General features: G+C 32.5%; 18 protein-coding genes, 1 tRNA gene and 1 pseudogene. 15 read left to right on the top strand and 5 right to left on the bottom strand.

From position 1 onward, the window contains the following. Both N3D17_01365 and N3D17_01360 read right to left on the bottom strand, forming a co-directional pair. On the bottom strand, window positions 1-1,911 hold the full coding sequence (locus N3D17_01365; protein ID MCX8082038.1) for a hypothetical protein: 1,911 nt from the start codon (window positions 1,909-1,911) through the stop codon (window positions 1-3). Window positions 1,912-1,956: 45 nt separating this feature from the next. Continuing rightward, window positions 1,957-3,363 (bottom strand): L-fucose/L-arabinose isomerase family protein, encoded by a 1,407-nt coding sequence (locus tag N3D17_01360; protein ID MCX8082037.1) that lies wholly within the window; start codon window positions 3,361-3,363, stop codon window positions 1,957-1,959. Window positions 3,364-3,492: 129 nt separating this feature from the next. On the opposite strand from N3D17_01360, the gene N3D17_01355 reads away from it, so the two are divergent. Further along, window positions 3,493-3,565 (top strand) — tRNA-Ala (locus tag N3D17_01355). 7 nt (window positions 3,566-3,572) lie between these two features. Here N3D17_01355 and N3D17_01350 read toward each other — a convergent pair. Continuing rightward, window positions 3,573-4,436, bottom strand: coding sequence for an alpha/beta fold hydrolase (locus tag N3D17_01350; protein MCX8082036.1), 864 nt, complete (start codon window positions 4,434-4,436; stop codon window positions 3,573-3,575). Further along, entirely contained in the window at window positions 4,408-4,962 is a 555-nt protein-coding gene (locus N3D17_01345) for a DUF4416 family protein (protein ID MCX8082035.1), read from the bottom strand. The genes N3D17_01350 and N3D17_01345 overlap by 29 nt, the downstream gene beginning before the upstream one ends. A 72-nt stretch (window positions 4,963-5,034) precedes the next feature. Between N3D17_01345 and mnmE the strand changes: the two genes are divergently transcribed. After that, window positions 5,035-6,414, top strand: coding sequence for a tRNA uridine-5-carboxymethylaminomethyl(34) synthesis GTPase MnmE (gene mnmE, locus N3D17_01340; GenBank protein MCX8082034.1), 1,380 nt, complete (start codon window positions 5,035-5,037; stop codon window positions 6,412-6,414). 10 nt (window positions 6,415-6,424) lie between these two features. Then, a complete protein-coding gene (locus N3D17_01335) occupies window positions 6,425-7,153 on the top strand; it encodes a M48 family metallopeptidase (GenBank protein ID MCX8082033.1) in 729 nt (242 codons plus the stop codon). 44 nt (window positions 7,154-7,197) lie between these two features. Here the strand turns inward: N3D17_01335 and dcd are convergent, their stop codons facing one another. Then, window positions 7,198-7,734, bottom strand: coding sequence for a dCTP deaminase (gene dcd, locus N3D17_01330; protein ID MCX8082032.1), 537 nt, complete (start codon window positions 7,732-7,734; stop codon window positions 7,198-7,200). Between the two features lie 64 nt (window positions 7,735-7,798). Here dcd and N3D17_01325 point away from each other — a divergent pair, with 64 nt between their 5' ends. The 12 genes and pseudogenes from N3D17_01325 (at window position 7,799) to N3D17_01270 (ending at window position 18,398) form a co-directional block, all read left to right on the top strand. Continuing rightward, the gene (locus N3D17_01325) at window positions 7,799-8,644 is read left to right on the top strand and encodes a lipoyl synthase (GenBank protein ID MCX8082031.1); all 846 of its coding nucleotides are present in this window, start codon (window positions 7,799-7,801) and stop codon (window positions 8,642-8,644) included. Next, on the top strand, window positions 8,644-9,162 hold the full coding sequence (locus N3D17_01320) for a sigma-70 family RNA polymerase sigma factor (protein MCX8082030.1): 519 nt from the start codon (window positions 8,644-8,646) through the stop codon (window positions 9,160-9,162). Before N3D17_01325 ends, N3D17_01320 begins: the two co-directional genes overlap by 1 nt. A 34-nt stretch (window positions 9,163-9,196) precedes the next feature. Then, window positions 9,197-9,754: a hypothetical protein gene (locus N3D17_01315; protein MCX8082029.1), complete on the top strand. Its 558-nt coding sequence runs from the start codon at window positions 9,197-9,199 to the stop codon at window positions 9,752-9,754. Then, complete coding sequence (locus N3D17_01310) at window positions 9,741-10,661, top strand: hypothetical protein (GenBank protein MCX8082028.1); 921 nt, start codon at window positions 9,741-9,743, stop codon at window positions 10,659-10,661. The genes N3D17_01315 and N3D17_01310 overlap by 14 nt, the downstream gene beginning before the upstream one ends. A 12-nt stretch (window positions 10,662-10,673) precedes the next feature. Further along, window positions 10,674-10,760: pseudogene (locus N3D17_01305) on the top strand (prepilin-type N-terminal cleavage/methylation domain-containing protein). Next, window positions 10,746-11,291 carry a DUF1559 domain-containing protein gene (locus N3D17_01300; GenBank protein ID MCX8082027.1) on the top strand — a complete coding sequence of 182 codons (546 nt, stop codon included), beginning with the start codon at window positions 10,746-10,748 and terminating at the stop codon, window positions 11,289-11,291. The pseudogene N3D17_01305 and the gene N3D17_01300 overlap by 15 nt, the downstream one beginning before the upstream one ends. Before the next feature lie 12 nt (window positions 11,292-11,303). Beyond that, a complete protein-coding gene (locus N3D17_01295) occupies window positions 11,304-12,212 on the top strand; it encodes a DUF6263 family protein (GenBank protein MCX8082026.1) in 909 nt (302 codons plus the stop codon). A gap of 77 nt (window positions 12,213-12,289) precedes the next feature. After that, a complete protein-coding gene (locus N3D17_01290; GenBank protein MCX8082025.1) occupies window positions 12,290-14,284 on the top strand; it encodes a transporter substrate-binding domain-containing protein in 1,995 nt (664 codons plus the stop codon). Continuing rightward, on the top strand, window positions 14,274-15,359 hold the full coding sequence (locus N3D17_01285; GenBank protein ID MCX8082024.1) for a response regulator: 1,086 nt from the start codon (window positions 14,274-14,276) through the stop codon (window positions 15,357-15,359). The genes N3D17_01290 and N3D17_01285 overlap by 11 nt, the downstream gene beginning before the upstream one ends. A gap of 18 nt (window positions 15,360-15,377) precedes the next feature. Next, window positions 15,378-17,048, top strand: a complete 1,671-nt coding sequence (locus tag N3D17_01280) for an NAD+ synthase (protein MCX8082023.1) — start codon at window positions 15,378-15,380, stop codon at window positions 17,046-17,048. Between the two features lie 6 nt (window positions 17,049-17,054). Further along, window positions 17,055-17,942 (top strand): radical SAM protein, encoded by an 888-nt coding sequence (locus N3D17_01275; protein MCX8082022.1) that lies wholly within the window; start codon window positions 17,055-17,057, stop codon window positions 17,940-17,942. After that, complete coding sequence (locus N3D17_01270) at window positions 17,943-18,398, top strand: Mut7-C RNAse domain-containing protein (GenBank protein ID MCX8082021.1); 456 nt, start codon at window positions 17,943-17,945, stop codon at window positions 18,396-18,398. Window positions 18,399-18,432: the final 34 nt, after the last annotated feature.

The raw sequence follows: 18,432 nt of genomic DNA, 5'->3' as shown, positions 1-18,432 counted from the left end.
TTAAATAAAGGGATATAACATTATAAAAATTGAGAAGTCATCTTCATTTCCAGATATGCCTATATTTAATTCCCAGCAGTGTATTCTATGCTTTATGTCAAAAGATACTCTGGAAATATTGTCTGAGTTAATATCATACTGTAACCCTATACTATACTTTAATGATTCGTCAATAATATAACTTAATCTTCCTTCGATCCCAGAGATATTGCTTTCTTCATCATACCTATTTCCTATAGAATATCTAAATTTCCCTGAATTAAAAGTTATATCGTTAACTCCAAATAAATACTTCTCTTCGTTTATATCCCATTCATTGTTCCCTTCTATATATATATAAGGAGTAAGTTTAATGTCATATTTTAGAGAGGAAGTATCAAATTCTTCGTTATCAATATCATAAAAATTTTCTATGGATATCATGCCGGTATAAACATCATGGTTCCTGAAAAACCATTCCAGCCCAAAGTTCAGAAAACTACCTTCATCCATTTTTTCAAGAAAGTCAAAATATTCAAGTTCTCCTTTTTTATAATCAAGTTCTCGATGAAATAACGTTAAAGAGGGTGAGAAGTATTCAGTAAAATTTATATGTTCTTTCTTCATAAGTGAAGAAAATCCTATTCCTACTTCTCTTAAAAAATTAAATCTGTTATTTTCCGATTCTGAATAATCAATACCGCCTAGTAAAAGATAAGGAGAAAATTTCAAGACACCCATTTCACTACACCCTTTTAATGTAAGTATATTGGCTATTCTGAGATAATTCTCATCATCTTTATAAAAATTTGTAAAACGGAAGTCGTTTTCTAAAAATACAGGGCTCTCTGCTATCTGTAGAGATGGGGTATAAAAACGTATCTCTGGAAGTTTTTCAATATTTAGAAAATCATCCCTTGGTGAGTTTCTTAAGTTAAAGTTAAATATTCCATAATTGAAGTTCTGTGTTATTGAAAAATAATTATACTTTTTGGATTTTGTTATATAATCAGAGTGAAAAAAATTGTAAAAAAGTTCATTATTATCCATCCATCTCCAGTCAATAAGGAAAGCACCATTTCCACAACAGTTACTATAGTTTTTCAGGAATTCTAACAAGATTGCTGGTTCAATATCTTTATCTGACCAGTCCTTAAAAAAAAAGCCCTCACTTCTATATCTTTGTGACTTTGAATATATATTAACACCTGCTCCAAAACCCTCCTTGCCTAATAAAATACGCTCTTTTATTATCGCTTCTGCTCCTCCTGGTCTCTGTGCGAATGTAATTTCTACATTCTCTCCTGTTTTTGAAGTATAAGAAGGATTAGCAGTAACTATGGGCTCTTTTGTTTTCATATCAATAGTATATCTCGGAAAATAAAATATACTATATTTTTCGCCGAGGATGAACTTCATTTTTTGTGCCTGAAAATAATCGTTTTTTTTATATTTAATGCGTCCTGCAGATATCCTGTAGTGGGGTTTTTCAAGATCACAGGTTGTTATATATCCATTGATAAGATAAAGAATATCTTCATCTTTTTCTATTTTTTCTGCCTTACCCAAAAAAGGTGGTGAAGAAAAAACAGCATAGTTTAAAATACCCTTACCTGTATTTATGTTATAGAGAATATCTTTTGCTTTAATAGTTCCCTCAGATGTTTCAATATAAAGATTACCTTTTGCTATAACATCCCCTGTTGTTTTAATAAATTCTCCTGAATCGCATTTTATTATCATGTCTTCAAAAACAATTTTCACATTACCCTGAAGTTTTACTTTCTCAGGCTCTCTATTTTGGTTGAATATTACTTCCAGAGTATCGGCTGTATAGTATACGGGGATATAATTCTCTGGTATGTCCTTTGAAAATATAACTTTCCATAGCAAAAAGGAGATGATAAAACATTTTTTAAGACATCCAGACATATAACCCTTTCAAGTTGTTAAATGATTTACAAACTATTAAGAATATCAGACCTTAACCACTCTGTATCCTAAGTATCTTTCAAATGCTTCTTTAACCGGTTGGAGAATATGTCCATATGTAACACTGGTATGATGTCTGTAACCTCTGTAACCAATGGTTTGTAAAGCATCCTGAAGATTTTCTATCTCAGCAACTCCAGCACATCCAAAAAAGTCATCAGGTATGGGGTCTTCTGTAAATCTGCCTTCTCCGAGATAAAATTCCATTTCTCCATTTAAAGTAAGCATGCTTCCAAATGTAAAAGGTCCTGATGCAATCCGTCCTGTATTACATCCATAACCATATCCTTTTCCAACAGAATTGGATAGTATAGCATGGTCTGTTATTTTTCCCTTACATACCATCATATTTGCTGGTACAGGTCCACAGTGAAAAAGTATACATTTGTTTTCTGATTCTCCATAGTTATTATTCCAATCCAGACAGGCAGATGGTTTCCCTGATGCTTTAGAGAGAGCATACATAGTTACAGCATTACCAATATCAACCTCACACGCAGCAGGGATACCTCTATTATTAAGTTCGCTCAGTACTACACAGGGAGAAATACCAAGTACTTGCTGCATTTCTATCCAGCATCTTAATGCGATAGCATCAAACTCATATTCATTAATTAGATCATCAATAACGACAGCAAGTTTTACAAGATTCTCAAATGCTTTTTTGGGAATTCCTTTCCAGTCTGCATAACTGCTGTAGATATTTGCTTTTTCAATGGTCTTTTTATCAGATGTTTTTATATTTTGCATCCTGTGAAACACAGAAAGAAGGTCAAATGTTTCCATTGTAATCCCTTTTTTCTGAAGAGCAAGTTCATCTATACGGACTGTTTTAAACGGAGTTGTTCTCGCTCCGATAGCACCAACAACCATATTTTTCATTCCATTTACTACCCGGCATAAGCGGTCAAAAAAATCAATGTTTTCTGCAAAGACGGGTGATTTAGGATGGACCGTATGTGGTTTAAGAACAGTAAAAGGTATTCCATACTGACAGAAGACGTCCATAATAGAGAATTTCCCACAAAAAGCATCTCGTCTTAATTGAGGTGACATCTTATCAAGTTCATCAGGATATGCCTGTATAAGTATTGGAACTCCGGCATCTTTCAACGCTTCAACTGCACCTGTTTCATCACCGAAATTTGGCAGGGATAGTATAATACCACCGAATTTTCCACGATTCTTTCGTAAAAAATCTGCAAAAATCTTTCCTTCTGCTACCGTTTCTATAGCCCCATACCTTGTAGCTTTTTCATCAAGTAAAAGTGTTTTGTATCCTAATTTTGTAAGTACATCTGTCAGTTCTTTCCTTGCTTCTGCCATAAATGATGCTGGAAAAAAACCTCTATTACCAAAAAATAATGCAAATGTCGTTTTTTCTGTCTTCATTCTTTCCCCCTTTTTAGGATATTTTACTATTTTACTTTTATGTCTTCAAATTATTAAATTAATTTACTATTTTTGACTTATGAATATAAAAAGTTATAATAAATTTAGTGTTTAGAGTTTGAACTTAATGGGGGATTAGCTCAGTTGGGAGAGCACCAGGCTGGCAGTCTGGGTGTCAAGGGTTCGAATCCCTTATCCTCCACTGTATTTTAATTTTTAAGATACTGAAGGAAGAAATTTCTTACCATCTCCTGATATTCAGATGTAAATGCGCGGTCAAGTCCTGTATGTTTTCCTTCAACATGCCATAATTTTTTGGGTTGAGATGCTTTGTTGAAAAGTCGCTGTGCATGTTCAAAAGGGACGAAATCATCTTCTTTTGAGTGAATAATCATTATAGGAGATGTAATTTTATCTACAAAATATTCGGGACTATTTTTGATAAAATCCGTACCGAAAACATATCTCCCTAAAAGGCGTGACAAAGAAGAAAAAATATATTTGAGGGGTCCAAAGTTTTTATAATAATATGTAACCATTTCTGGAAAATTTGCAAAAGCAGAGTCACTAACTATAGCATCTATCCCCTCATACTTTGCAGATGCAATAATACCTACTGCACCACCTAAAGAATATCCCCATATACCCATTTTTTTATTTTTAATTTCTTTTCTTGATTTTATAAAATCCATTGCTGCTTTAACATCCATAAACTCTTTAAGACCAAAATAAGTAATCCTTCCTTCACTTTCCCCATGTGCACGAAAATCAAAAAGGAGAAGCGAAAAATCAGGATATAAAAAAGATACAACTGGAAGAATATCTGACTTGTTTGCAGGATAACCATGTAGACATATAATAATACCTTTACATTTTGGGGAGAAGATAAACCACCCTTTAAGATTTTTCCCATCGTCTGTTTTAAGAATAATATTCTCATAAGGAAGTCCTATATCTGACGGAATAAGATAGATAGGCATTCTGGCGGGCATAATTGCTCGCCATCCAAGAATTACCGTAAGTGCTATAATAATGATGATAGTATCAATCAATATCCTTATCCAGATTTTCATCTTTTAACTGTTTCCTATAGATATTTCTTAATTCTTTAAAAAATTTAAGATATCCTTCTGATTTATAATCAGGATATGTCCATGGTAAAAAAACAAATTGTTTTTTTTCAAAGTAGAGTGTAACTTCTGCAAAAATTCCTTTACCTAAATAGATTCTGTGATAAAAATCCTTTGTTGAAAAAAGAACTATGTGGGAAAGATTAAGATATCCAGGGTCAAGATTAACTCTCCTTGGGAATTCTGATGTAGTAAAAAATACTTTTTCAATATCGTTTGTAATATGTTTCCATATGAAAGAATCTTCCAGAGAAACCAGATTTTTAAATGATATAAGCCGTTTTTTCAGATTATCACCCATCTCTTTATGGTAATAATCAGTATAAGTGAAAGGAAACGGCCCTGCTGTAATGTCTATCTCACCTATTTTTTCAATCAGTTTCTTTGTAGTTTTTTCAACAATATCTTCATTCCCATATAATATCCCACAGAATAGTTTTACCTTTTGATAGTTTTTTCTTATATCCATTTTATAATTTTAGTTCCATATTTTATAAATTATATATGTTAAAATACTTATCTGACAAATAAGGACAAAAAAATGAAGAAAGATACCATATGTGCTATTTCAACTCCTTTAGGAATAAGTGGAATAGGAATTATAAGGATAAGTGGTCCTGATACATACAGGATTATTGGAAAAATATTTAGACCCGCAAAAAGAACAATAAAAATATCAGAGGTAAAAACCCATACAGTTTACTATGGACACATAGTTGATGGGGAAAGAATAATAGATGAAGTTCTTATCACTGTAATGAAAAAACCGAGGAGTTATACCAGAGAAGATATGGCTGAAATTGGATGTCATGGTGGATTAATTCCATTAAAAGAAGTCCTTTCTCTTTGTATGAAAAATGGAGCCAGACAGGCAGAACCAGGAGAGTTTACAAAGAGAGCATTTCTTAATGGAAGAATAGACCTTATTCAGGCAGAAAGTATTCTTGAAATTATTTATAGTAAGACAGAGAAATCGCTTGAGATATCTACACAAAAACTTAAAGGTTCTTTTTCTTCTGCTCTTGCAGAGATAAGAACAATGCTTTTCAAGGTAATATCAGATATTGAAGCAAAAATTAACTTCCCTGAAGAAGAAGATGTAAAAACATGTAATACCGAGATATTATCTGAAACAGAGAGAATAATTTCTTATATAGATTCCATCCTTTCTCGGGCAGGTAAAGGGAAAATACTACATCAGGGTATAAATGTGGCTATTATAGGAAGAGCCAATGCAGGTAAGTCCAGTTTACTCAATGCACTTTTGAGAGAGGAAAGAGCAATTGTTACCGAAATCCCAGGGACTACAAGAGATATACTTCAAGAGATGATAAATATCAGAGGAATACCTGTAAATATCATAGATACTGCAGGGATAAGAAAAGTAAGAGGTAAAATTGAAAAAATGGGGATAAAAAAAGCACTGGAATGGATGGAAAAGGCAGAGATTAATCTTATTGTCCTTGATGGTAATAAAAAGCTGAATGAGTACGACCATCAATTGCTTAATTATATAAAAGATAAAAAAAATTATATCCTTATTATAAACAAAAAAGACCTGCTACAGAAAATTGAGAAGCAGTATCTTCAAAAAAATTTTCTGAATGAAAGGATTATTTACACATCAGCCAAGACAGGTGATGGCATAGAAACCCTTGAAGAAAAAATATACAGTATTATACAGGAAGGTTATGGAGAAAAAGGAGACGAGATATTTCTTAATATAAGACAGGAAGGTAAAATAAAAGAGATAAGAGAAATTTTGATGGATACAAAACAAAATGTTATAAAAGGAGTTACTATAGACATTATATCAGAGTATTTGAAGAGATGTATTAGAAAAACAGATGAGTTAATAGGAAAAAACATATCCGATGAGATACTTAATCAGATATTTTCTCAATTTTGTATTGGGAAATAGGAGGAGAAGAATGAAAAGGATATTAATAGTTGTGCTCTTTACGTTTTTGTTGACAGGGTGTGCTACATACTATAATCCTGTTACAGAAAAATCAGAATATACAATATATACAGAAAAAGATGAGATAGATATGGGAATAGCAATAGATAAGAAACTCCAGAAAGAAAACAAAGTAGTAGAAACACCTGATTACATAAAAGAGATTGTTGAAAAGGTGAGTAAAAAATCAGACAGACCTGACTTAAAATATACCGTAAGAATAATAGAAAATAAAGAGATTAATGCGTTTGCTGTACCAGGTGGTTTCATTTATCTTTATACAGGACTACTTGAGAAAGTGGAATCAAACGATGAGATAGCAAATATTATTGGACATGAGATAGGTCATATATGTGCAAGAGATGGAATTAATCAGTTACAAAAGACATTGCTTTATTCAATACCAGCCAGTATATTATTGAAAAATAGAAGCGCTGCAATCCAGAAGGCAGTTGATACTGCCTTTACGCTGGCAATGCTAAAGTATAGCAGGGAACAGGAATTAAGAGCTGATAAACTCGGAGTTACATATGCCTATTATTCTGACTATAATCCTGAAGGTATGATATCTTTTTTTAGGAAGTTGCAAGATATAGAGAAGAAATCGCCTTCACTTAAAATAACCTTTCTTGCCAGTCATCCAGATATAGAAGACAGGATATCTAATGTAGAAAAGGTTATCCGAGAACTTAAAAAATAGATTTACAGACGAAGAACTCATATTTTTCAATATGCTGATTTCTATTATCTAGATAATATAATGCCCTTTGATTCCTGATATTTTCCTGCAGCATCTTTATATGATTTCTCACACTCTTTTTCAGCAGAAAGAAAAATTACCTGTGCTATTCCTTCTCCAGCATAAATTTCTGCTTTTACAGGTGTGAGGTTAGCAATCTGAACTGTAATATGTCCTTCCCATTCTGGCTCCAATGGAGTTACATTTACAATTACTCCGCATCTCGCATAGGTGGATTTACCAAAACAGATTCCAATAACATTTCTCGGTATTCTGAAGTATTCAGCACTTCTACCGAGAACAAAACTATTAGGAGGGATTGTACATATATTCCCTTTAAATTTTTCAAAATCAGATTCTTTTAAGTTTTTAGGTGATACAGGTCCCTTCCCTTTAAATATAAGAAACTCATCAAATAAAATAAAATCATATCCATACGAAGAGACACCAAAAGAAATCCCCTTTTTTACTTTCTCAGGTGAAAAAGGAGTTATCATCTTTTCTCCCATCTCTTTTATCCATCTATCTGGTTTAACCACAATAACCTCCTTTTCCGAAGTATTTTAACATATTTTATACATCTTTACTTTATGTTAATATAATTTTATGAGACCAATTATTCCAGACAATATAAAAAAACGTGTGTCTATCAATAGTAAAAGTGAACAGGTTAAAAACATTTTAAAAAGATTTAATATCAATACCGTTTGTGAAAATGCTGTCTGTCCGAATATCTATGAGTGTTTCTGTAAAGGGTATGCTACTTTTATGATATTGGGAAATAGATGTACAAGAAACTGCAAGTTCTGTGGAGTTTTACCCTTAAATAAATCAACCTTACCGGATATAGAGGAACCAGAAAATATAGCAAAAGCGATAAAATTACTGGATATGAAATATGTAGTAATAACTTCTCCTACGAGAGACGACCTTATTGATGGAGGAGCCGAACAGTTTGCTATTACTACAAAGTATATAAAGCAATTAAATACTACTATAAAAATTGAATTACTCATTCCTGATATGCAAGGGAATAAGCACAATCTAGAAACAATTTTTAAAGCAAAACCAGATATAATCTCTCACAATATTGAAACAGTACCATCTCTTTATCCATCTATAAGACCCTCTTCTAATTATAAAACCTCTCTTAAAGTCCTAAAAGTAATAAAAGAAAAAGGATTTATTACAAAGTCAGGTTTTATGGTAGGATTAGGAGAAAGTAGAAATGAAGTAATAGAATTGATGCATACACTTAAAAATAACGGCTGTGATTATCTGGTTATCGGGCAGTATTTAAGACCATCAAAGTCCGCAGTACCTGTAAAAGAGTTTATTCCTGAAGAAGTGTTCAAAGAATATGAAGATACAGGTAAAAAACTTGGTTTTAAGAATGTATTTGCAGGGGTTTTTTATAGAAGTTCATATCTCGCTGAACAACTCATACAATAATGGATGAAAAAGAACTGATAAGGGAAGCACAAAAAGGGAATATAGAAGCATTTACAACACTTATCCGTTCCTGTGAAAATCGTCTGAAAAGTACTGCCTTCGCAATGTGTCCGAAAGAAGTGGAAGACCTTTTACAGGAAACATACCTTGCCTCTTTTAAAAGTATAAGACGATTTCGTGGTAATTCTTCTTTTTATACCTGGTTATATAGAATAATGCTGAATATTGCTTATAAGAAATTCAGAAAGAACAGACAAAAAAATCTACTTGTAAGAAAAATAAATAAAATTAATATATCTTATCAGGATATCTCTTTATCTGATACAGATAAAAAAGAAATTGTTAGAAATGCAATTGCTAAATTACCTTTTCAGTATAAAGAAGTTATTACACTATATTATTTTGAAGAAATGTCTGTAGAAGAAATAGCCCAGCATCTTAACATCAACCCTGGCACAGTAAAATCCCGCCTTTTTAATGCACGAACCATCCTGAAAAATTTAGTTGAACCAAAATAAAAAATAAGGGACTAAATATATAGGAGATGAGAAAATGAAAAAGGATAATTTTACAGAAATAGAAAATATTATCGGAGAGATTAAGAAAGAGAGTGAAAATTATATTTTTAAAGGTGATATTATAAGTAAAGTATCTTATATTCTAAAGGAGAAGCAGCAAAAGTCACTTTTATATTATAAACAGATTTTGGGGATATCTGTAATACTTTTAGTCATGCTTAATGTAATTCAAGGAATGCTTTTAGTTTATAATAGACAGCAGATTGCACTTATGAGAAAACTCCAAGAGAATCTAAAAACATCTGCATTAGCAAATAATTTTACTCCAGATAGGACTGTTATTCCTGACCGTCCTTCAGTAGATACAAAACATATAACACAAATGAAACAGATGGATAAAAAAGTGCCCTCTATCCAGAAAGAAAAAGAAGAGAAAAAATCCGAACTTATCTATGCTTCCACTAAGGATATAGGGAAATTTATGGAATTATATAATCTATTTAACTCTACAATTTCTCCTGTGATTCCTATAGATGTAGAGAATGATATAAATAACAATTCAAAAAAGGAGGTAGAATATGAAGCTATTTAGAAACATAGTAGGTTTAGTAATAATTTTTTTAATATCTGTTTCTGTATTTTGCGAGGATAAGACAGAAAAAGATACTGTGCTTGACAATTTTTTCAATACAGTTAAACAAATGAATCTACAACAAATAGTTATCAATACAATGGAAACAGATGTGGAAGTAGAAGTAAAACTTTCCCCTATGTTAGAACCGTATGTGAAAAGTTTCTTCTCAAAGGGAGTTCCCCCTGTTTTAAAAAGTAAAGGGTATCTACGAAATGTCTTCAGAAATATAGACAATAAGTATGAAGTAGAATATTCATATCTCTATCAGGATACAAGTATGGGAGATATTGTTATAAGCCGTATGAAAGATAATATAAATGTTTTACTCCCTTCACTGGGGATTATAATTAATGACACGTTACCCGAAATAAAAGCAGTAGTAAATCAATATGTCCCACTTACTGAACAGCCAAATTCACCTTTTGATACTACCTATATGGTTATTACTTATCTTAAAAACCAGGAAAAATCAGTCAGAGAAAAGATTAAATTTGAGAGGAATGGAACTAAAGCAGGAATAAAAACACATATTTATTCTTATCCTGTGGATAATGGAAAGATATTATTGGAGATATACGATGGAATATGGACAATTGCAACTATAACTTTTGATGGTATAAATAATATGGCATCTACATATATCCAGATAGAATATCCTGTAGTAAAGGATACTTCAAATCTTTCTATGAATTTACCAAACTCTTTTATATTAAAAGGACAGAAAGAAGGGACAGAGGTGGTAATTACTCTATCCAACATAAAATATAATAAACTTCTTTCCAATAGTGATTTTGAAATAGCAAAGATGAACTTCCAGGAATTTATTGCGACAATGTATCTTAAATATGTTCAAGGACAGTATTAAAAAGGAGGAAAAATGAACAGAAGAGATGGATTTACGCTTATAGAGTTACTTGTTGTGGTAGCAATCATAGCAATTCTTGCTGCTATGTTGTTACCTGCGCTCAGTCAGGCAAGAGAAAAAGCGAGGCAGATAAGTTGTGTAAACAACTTAAAACAGTTATATCTCGCCTTTGCTTTATATGCTGATATGTATGAAGGGAAATTACCACCGAGGGATATAGGATTAGCAGAGATGTATCCTCTATGTTATATAAATTGGACAAATTTTATCAGACCTGTACTTGAACAAGGTCTTGCTAATATATCTATTTCAAACTGGCCTAAATCACCTGATATATATTATTGTCCAACAGGGAAAAGGTTTGTTAAGGATTTTACTGCACAATATGGACTACCTGTAGAGCCATCAACTACCTATATTATTAATACTACACCACCACCAGGAGACCCTGGAGTAAAAGGTAAGAAGATAGATGGTTTCTGGACAGACCCTGATGGAAAGTTTGGGGCATCAAATATATGGCTTCTTGCAGACCCTCCCTTAAAAAATGCGGGCTGGGTTAATTACTCACATACGGGCGGAATAAATGTTTCATATCTTGATGGAAGCGTAAGATGGCAAAAATTATAAAGGAGGAAACAGATGAAAAGAATTGTTATCTTTCTAATTTTTTTCTCAATTATCGCTGGTTTATATTGTGAAGAATCTCAACCTCAACCGGCAATAACAGAAACAGCACCAAAGACAGAGGAGTTAAAAGAAGAACCACAGAAATATACATTGATATATAAGTTTCCTCAGGGAAAAGAGATTTACTATCAACTATCAATGGACAGAAAAGATGAGTTTAATGTTGCAGGAAGACGGTTTGATGCAAAGAAAAAGACCCTTGTCTATATATCTCAATTGTTTGAGGGAACGGATGAACAGGGAAATGGTCTTTTGAAGGTAACTTATCTACAGGGATGGCAGGATAATATCAGGATATTTTCACAATCCAAAGAAGTAAAGGTAAAAATGTCTCCAAAAGGAGAAGTTCTTGAAAGCCAAGGACTACAAGAGATTGCAGCAGAATTTTTGAAAGTGCTACAGTATAACCTTGCTGACTATATCCCGGGCATTGACCGGCTTCCTGTAAAAATAGACCTTACAAAGATGCCATCCAATGCTTTTAATATCTACTGGCAGGCATTCATATTTCCTGTTCCTGAAAAACCAGTAGCGGTGGGTGATATATGGACAAGAGAAGATAAGAATGCAGGGGTAACTATACAGTATAAACTTCAAGAGGTTAAAGATGGTAAGGCATATATAGAAGTTATTACTGAAAACAACAGAGGTTCTTTTGATGGTAAAGCGGTTTTTGATATAGAAAATGGATATCTCATATTAAATAATGTAAATATGGTTACAGATGCAACAGGTAAGATTGTTCAAAGAGCAGCGAGTGAGCTTACTACTGCCACTGGTACAGAAGTAAAACCAGCAGATGTTCTACCTAATAAAACATATGTAAATTTTAAAATGGAATATGTGCCAATGGAAGAATAATAATTATTTATTTTTATTTAATTGAAAAGATAATATAAATAAAAGATAATTTATTTTTTCTTAAAAGGAAATATAAGGTGCTCTGGCGAAAAAAAAGTATTGTATTTATTCCTTTAGTATTTCTCTCTTTTACAATACCTTCTTGGCCTGACAACTCAAAAAAACAAAAATCAAAAACAACCATCGTTTATGGAGGTGATTATGATTATCCTCCTTTTGAATACCTTGATAAAAAAGGAAACCCGGTTGGTTTTAACATTGAACTCATAAAAGCCGTAGGAGAAGAAGCAGGTTTTAATGTTAAGGTACGATTGGATAGCAGGGAAGCCATATTAAAAGATTTTAAAGAGGGGAAAGTAGAAGTTATTGCTACAGTTCATTCTAAACAGGAAGACAATTTTGCTGATTATGCTATAGCTAATACTCTGATTTATTATCTGTGGTTTAGTAAAAAAGGAGAAAGGTATCTGAGTTCACTCGGGTCTTTAAAAAATTTAAAGGAAACTGTAATAATTCAAAAAGAAAGTTTTCCTTATTATGAGATATTGTCTCTATATCCAGATTACAATTTATTGCTGGCAAATACAGAACCCAATGCCCTTAGGATATTAAAAGCAGGTAAAGGGAAATATGCATTAGTATCAAATATCATAGGATATTATACAATATCCCTTGATAATATGCATGATATTGTTCGGGCAAGCCCCCCTCTTTTACCCGTTGAGTATTGTTTTGCTGTTAAAAAGGGAAATAAATTACTTTTAGATAATATAAATCAATCTATCGCAGTACTTGCTTCAAAAGGTGTAATATCTTCACTTGACCAGAAGTATCTTAGTAAGTATAGGACTTCTACAACAGAAGCAGTTCAAGTATTAAAGTGGTTGCTGGTACCCCTGTCTTTTTTATTTTGTCTGATATTATTTTTTGTATTGTTCCTGCGAAAAGTAGTTACAAGGCAAACAAAGCAGTTAAATAGAGATATTGAAACAATACGGCGGTCTGAAGAAAGATACCTTCATTTATTTGAGGAGGCAAAAGATATTATATTTACAGCGACAACAGAAGGAAAGATCTTAGATATTAATCCTTCAGGTATCCAGACGTTTGGTTATACCTCAAAAGAAGAGGTCTTAAATGGTTTTATTGAGAAGGAAATATATTGGAATCCCGAAGACAGATTAAAAATTTTATCACTTCTTGAAAAAGATGGTTTTATAAAGGATTATGAAGTAGAAATGCAAAAAAAAGACGGAGAAAAATTAATTGTAAGATTGAGTGCAACAGCAGTAAAAGATTCAAAAGAGAAATTTAATAGTTACAGGGTCATAGCGAGAGATGTAACAGAACAGAAACGGTTAGGACAACAATTAATACAGACAGAAAAGATGGCTGCATTAGGTGAATTAATATCAGGAGTAGCCCATGAAATAAATAATCCGCTTACAGCAATGATTGGTTTTGCAGAACTTATACTTACAACAAATGAAAAGATAGACGAAGAAATGAGGCAGGATATTAAAAAGATATATGAAGCGGCTATGCGTGTATATAGAATAACTACAGGTCTTTTAAGATTTTCTCGTAAGGAAAAACCTGTTAAAAAGGAAATCAAGATAAATAAACTTATTGAGGAAGTACTGGAAATAAAAGAGTATCATCTCAGAGTAAAAAATATAAAGGTTAACAAATTATTACAGGATGATATTCCTTCCATAAGTATTGATGAAAACCAGATAGAGCAGGTATTTCTTAATATTATAAATAATGCGGAGTATGCTATGACACAACAAGAGAAAGATAGAGTTCTTACTATAAGAACGTCTATATGGAACAATTATTTAAAAATTGAATTTATAGATACAGGACCAGGCATACCGAATGATATAATTAAAAGAATTTTTGACCCCTTTTTTACTACCAAACCCAAGGATAAAGGAACAGGGCTTGGACTTTCTGTGAGTTATGGGATTATTAAGGAACATGGTGGTGAGATATATGCTGAAAATGGAAAGGAAGGCGGTGCTATTTTTACAGTACTTCTTCCTTTGAGAGAAAGAAATGGGAAGTGAAAAAATACTAATAGTAGATGATGAAAAACCTATCATTGAATATCTGGAAAGGGTTCTTAAACACCTCGGATATACTTCTGTAATGTCAACAGAAAAAGCAGAAGAAGCACTCAATATATTACAGAAAAAAAGAATTGATTTACTTTTAGCAGACATCCATATGCCAGGTATGGGTGGTCTCTGGCTGCTTGGAAAAATAAAAGAATTTAATATAGATACAAATGTTATTGTAATAACAGCGAGTCATAATTTTGAAGATGCTATTACTGCTTTAAATTCAGGTGCAGATAGATATATATTAAAACCATTGCATATAGGAGATATTAATCATGTGATAAAGAATGTACTGGAGAAAAGACGACTAATTATAGAGAATAGAGAATATCAGCAACATCTTGAACAGAAAGTAGTAGAAAGGACAAGAGAGATTCAAGAGATGATGAAACTTCTTCAAATATCTAAAGATAAGATAAAACAATCATATATTGAAAGTGTTCAACGTCTAACAGTAATCGCCGAATACAGGGATGAAGAAACGGGTTCTCATATAAAACGTATAGGACTTTACGCAAAGGTAATGGCAGAAGAATTAGGATTATCTGCTGATGATGTAGAGACAATATATATTGCAAGTCCAATGCATGATTTAGGAAAAGTTAGTATCCCTGACCATATACTTTTAAAACAAGGGCCCTTAACTTTAGACGAATTTGAGATGATGAAACAACATACAATTATAGGAGCGAAAATTTTACATGGGTCTGACTCTGAATTTATAAAAACAGCAGAAAAAATTGCGCTAACACATCATGAAAGATGGGACGGTAGTGGATATCCTTATGGAATTAAAAAAGAAGAAATACCTCTGGAAAGCAGGATACTTGCTATTGCTGATACATATGATGCTTTAAGAAGTTCTCGTCCTTATAAACCACCCGTAGACCACATAACTGCTTATAGAATTATAACTGAAGGAGATGCCAAATCCAGTCCTGAGAAATTTGACCCTGAATTATTGAAGATATTTAAAAAAATCAGCAAAAAATTTGAAGAGATATATCAATCCCACCTATAAATAGTGTATAATAAAAGTATGGATAGTATTCGTATAGGTATTGGACAGGTAAACTCTACAGTAGGTGACATTGAAGGCAATACTGAGAAGATATTGGAATATATAAAAAAGGCAGAGAGAGAAAAGGTAGATATCCTTTCTTTCCCTGAGTTAGTCATAACAGGTTATCCTCCTGAAGATATTCTCTTGAAACCATCTTTCATTCAAAAAAATATAGATGCCTTATCTTTAATAGAAAAAGAAGTAAAAAATATGATAGTTATATTAGGCTTTGTTGATATACAGAATGGCAGGTTATATAACGCAGCTGCTATACTCAATAATAAGGAAAAGGTAGGTATATATCATAAAATACTTTTACCAAACTACGGTGTCTTTGATGAAAAGAGATATTTTTCTTCAGGAGATAAGCCCTCTATTTTTAATCTATCAGGAATTTTGTTTGGTGTAAATATCTGTGAGGATATATGGTATATAGACGGACCTGTAAAAGAACAGGCGAAAAAAGGAGCAAAATTCCTGATAAATATAAGTGCTTCTCCTTATCATATGGGAAAGACATTAGAGAGAGAAAAAATAATAAGAGAGCAGTGTATTAGAAACAATATCTTTATTTCTTATAGTAATCTTGTTGGTGGTCAGGATGAACTTGTCTTTGATGGGAGTAGTTTTATAATAAATAATACAGGTAGTATCATTTCCAGAGCAGAACCATTCAAGGAAACTCTTCTGATAACAGATATTCAACTAAAAAAGACAGGAGTTAGAAAGAGAGATGCAGTTTATATATCATATGAATTCTCTAAGGATAGAACATCTGTTTCAATCTCTGAATACAGAACGATAACCATAGAAGAAGAGGTATATCTTGCACTCGTTACAGGAATGAGAGATTATGTATTAAAAAACGGGTTCAGAAAAGTTATTCTCGGTTTGAGTGGTGGTATTGACTCTTCTCTGGTTGCTGCTATTGCTTCTGATGCTCTCGGAAGTGAAAATGTCATAGGTGTTTTTATGCCTTCCAGATATTCTTCAAAAGAGTCAGAAGAAGATGCTAATGCGCTTGCGGATAACCTAAAAATAAAATTTCTCACAATACCTATAGATGGCATATTTACATCATATCTTGAAACATTTTCTTCTGTTTTTACAGGAACAAAACCAGATATAACAGAAGAGAATCTTCAGGCGAGAATAAGGGGGAACATACTTATGGCATTATCTAACAAATTTGGATATCTTGTTTTAACCACAGGAAATAAATCTGAAGTCAGTGTTGGTTATTCTACACTTTATGGAGACACTGCTGGTGGTTTTGCTGTGATTAAAGATGTATATAAGACAATGGTATATAAACTGGCATATTACAGAAATTCCATCAGTAAAGTTATCCCTGAAAGGGTCTTTACAAAAGCACCGACAGCAGAGCTTAAACCCGGGCAGAAAGACCAGGATACACTCCCACCATATGAAATTCTTGATAGTATCCTTAAGGAATATATAGAAAAAGATAGAAGTTTTCAAGAAATAGTTTCACTCGGTTTTGATGAAATAACAGTAAAAAAAGTGCTTCAGATGGTAGATAAAAGTGAATACAAAAGGAGACAATCACCGCCTGGAACCAAGATTACTCCAAAGGCATTTGGAAAGGATAGAAGGATGCCCATTACCAACCGGTTTATTTTGTGAAATTCTATGCCTGAAAAGTTAAAAATAATAGACGGAAGAATTGATAGATTATACAGTATTCTAAACTCCTGTAATCTATGTCCGAGGAAATGTAAGGTTAATAGAATATCTGGAGAAAAAGGAATATGCCGAGCGGGAAAGGAGATTATGGTTTCAAGTTATGGTCCACATTTTGGTGAAGAACAAGAACTGGTTGGTGTTTTAGGGTCAGGTACTATCTTTCTTACTTATTGCAACCTTTTATGTATATACTGCCAGAACTATGATATAAGCCATTCAGGGATTGGGGATGTCGTATCAGAAGAAAGAATGGCGAGTATTATATTAAACTTACAGAAAATAGGATGCCATAATATCAATCTTGTTACTCCTACACATTTTACACCCCAACTAGTAAAATCATTGGGATATGCAATAGAAAAGGGACTTAGTATCCCTATTGTCTGGAATTGCAGTGGTTATGAGAATGTTGAGGTAATAAAATTACTTGATGGTATAGTAGATATTTATATGCCTGATATGAAATATGGAGAAAGCGAACCTGCAAAAAGATACTCAAATGCGCCTGATTATTTTGAAAGATGTGTAGAAGCAATAGAAGAGATGTATAAACAGGTAGGGGATTTAAAAGTAAATACAGAAGGTATAGCAGAAAAAGGATTACTTGTAAGGCATCTTGTACTACCAAATCACATTTCAAATTCAGAAAATGTTTTAAAATTTATTGCAGGCCTTTCAAAAAATACGTACATAAATATAATGGATCAGTATAGACCCTGTGGTAAGGCGGATTTATATCCAGAGATAAATAGAAAACCTACCTTTCAAGAATTTAAAGAAGTAATTAAAATCGCTAAAAGTTTAGGGCTTTACAGAGGTTTTGAAAGGTTGTGAATGAAGAAGTTTATTGTGGATGGGATGCTGGGTAAAACAGGAAGATGGTTAAGGTTGATGGGATATGATACCCTCTATTTTAACACGAGCAGAAAGATAGAACTCTTAAGAATTGCGAGAAAGGAAGGGAGGATAATCCTGACGAGAGACAGAAAATTAGCACTTTCAAATCCTGATATCGTAGTATTAATTGAAGGTGAAGGAAGTATTAATCAGTTAAAAGAAATTATAGATAAACTCGTACTTAAACCAGCAGAGGAAAATATTTTCAGCAGATGTTCTCTCTGTAATATAATCCTTGAGATTAGAGAGAAAGAAGAAATAAAAACACTTGTCCCCGAATATATATATTCTACTAAAGAGAATTTTTCTCAGTGCCCTTCATGTAAAAGGGTATACTGGGAAGGAGACCACTGTAAAGAAATAAGGAAAACACTTGAAAATCTTTTAAAATGAGGGTAAAAATAGATAAATAAGTAGGAAAGAAATA

This window comes from bacterium (genome assembly GCA_026414725.1).
In the GTDB taxonomy this organism is placed as follows: domain Bacteria; phylum Ratteibacteria; class UBA8468; order B48-G9; family JAFGKM01; genus JAAYXZ01.
The sequence above is the reverse complement of the archived record's forward strand: the minus strand, read 5'-3'. Positions and strand labels throughout refer to the sequence as shown.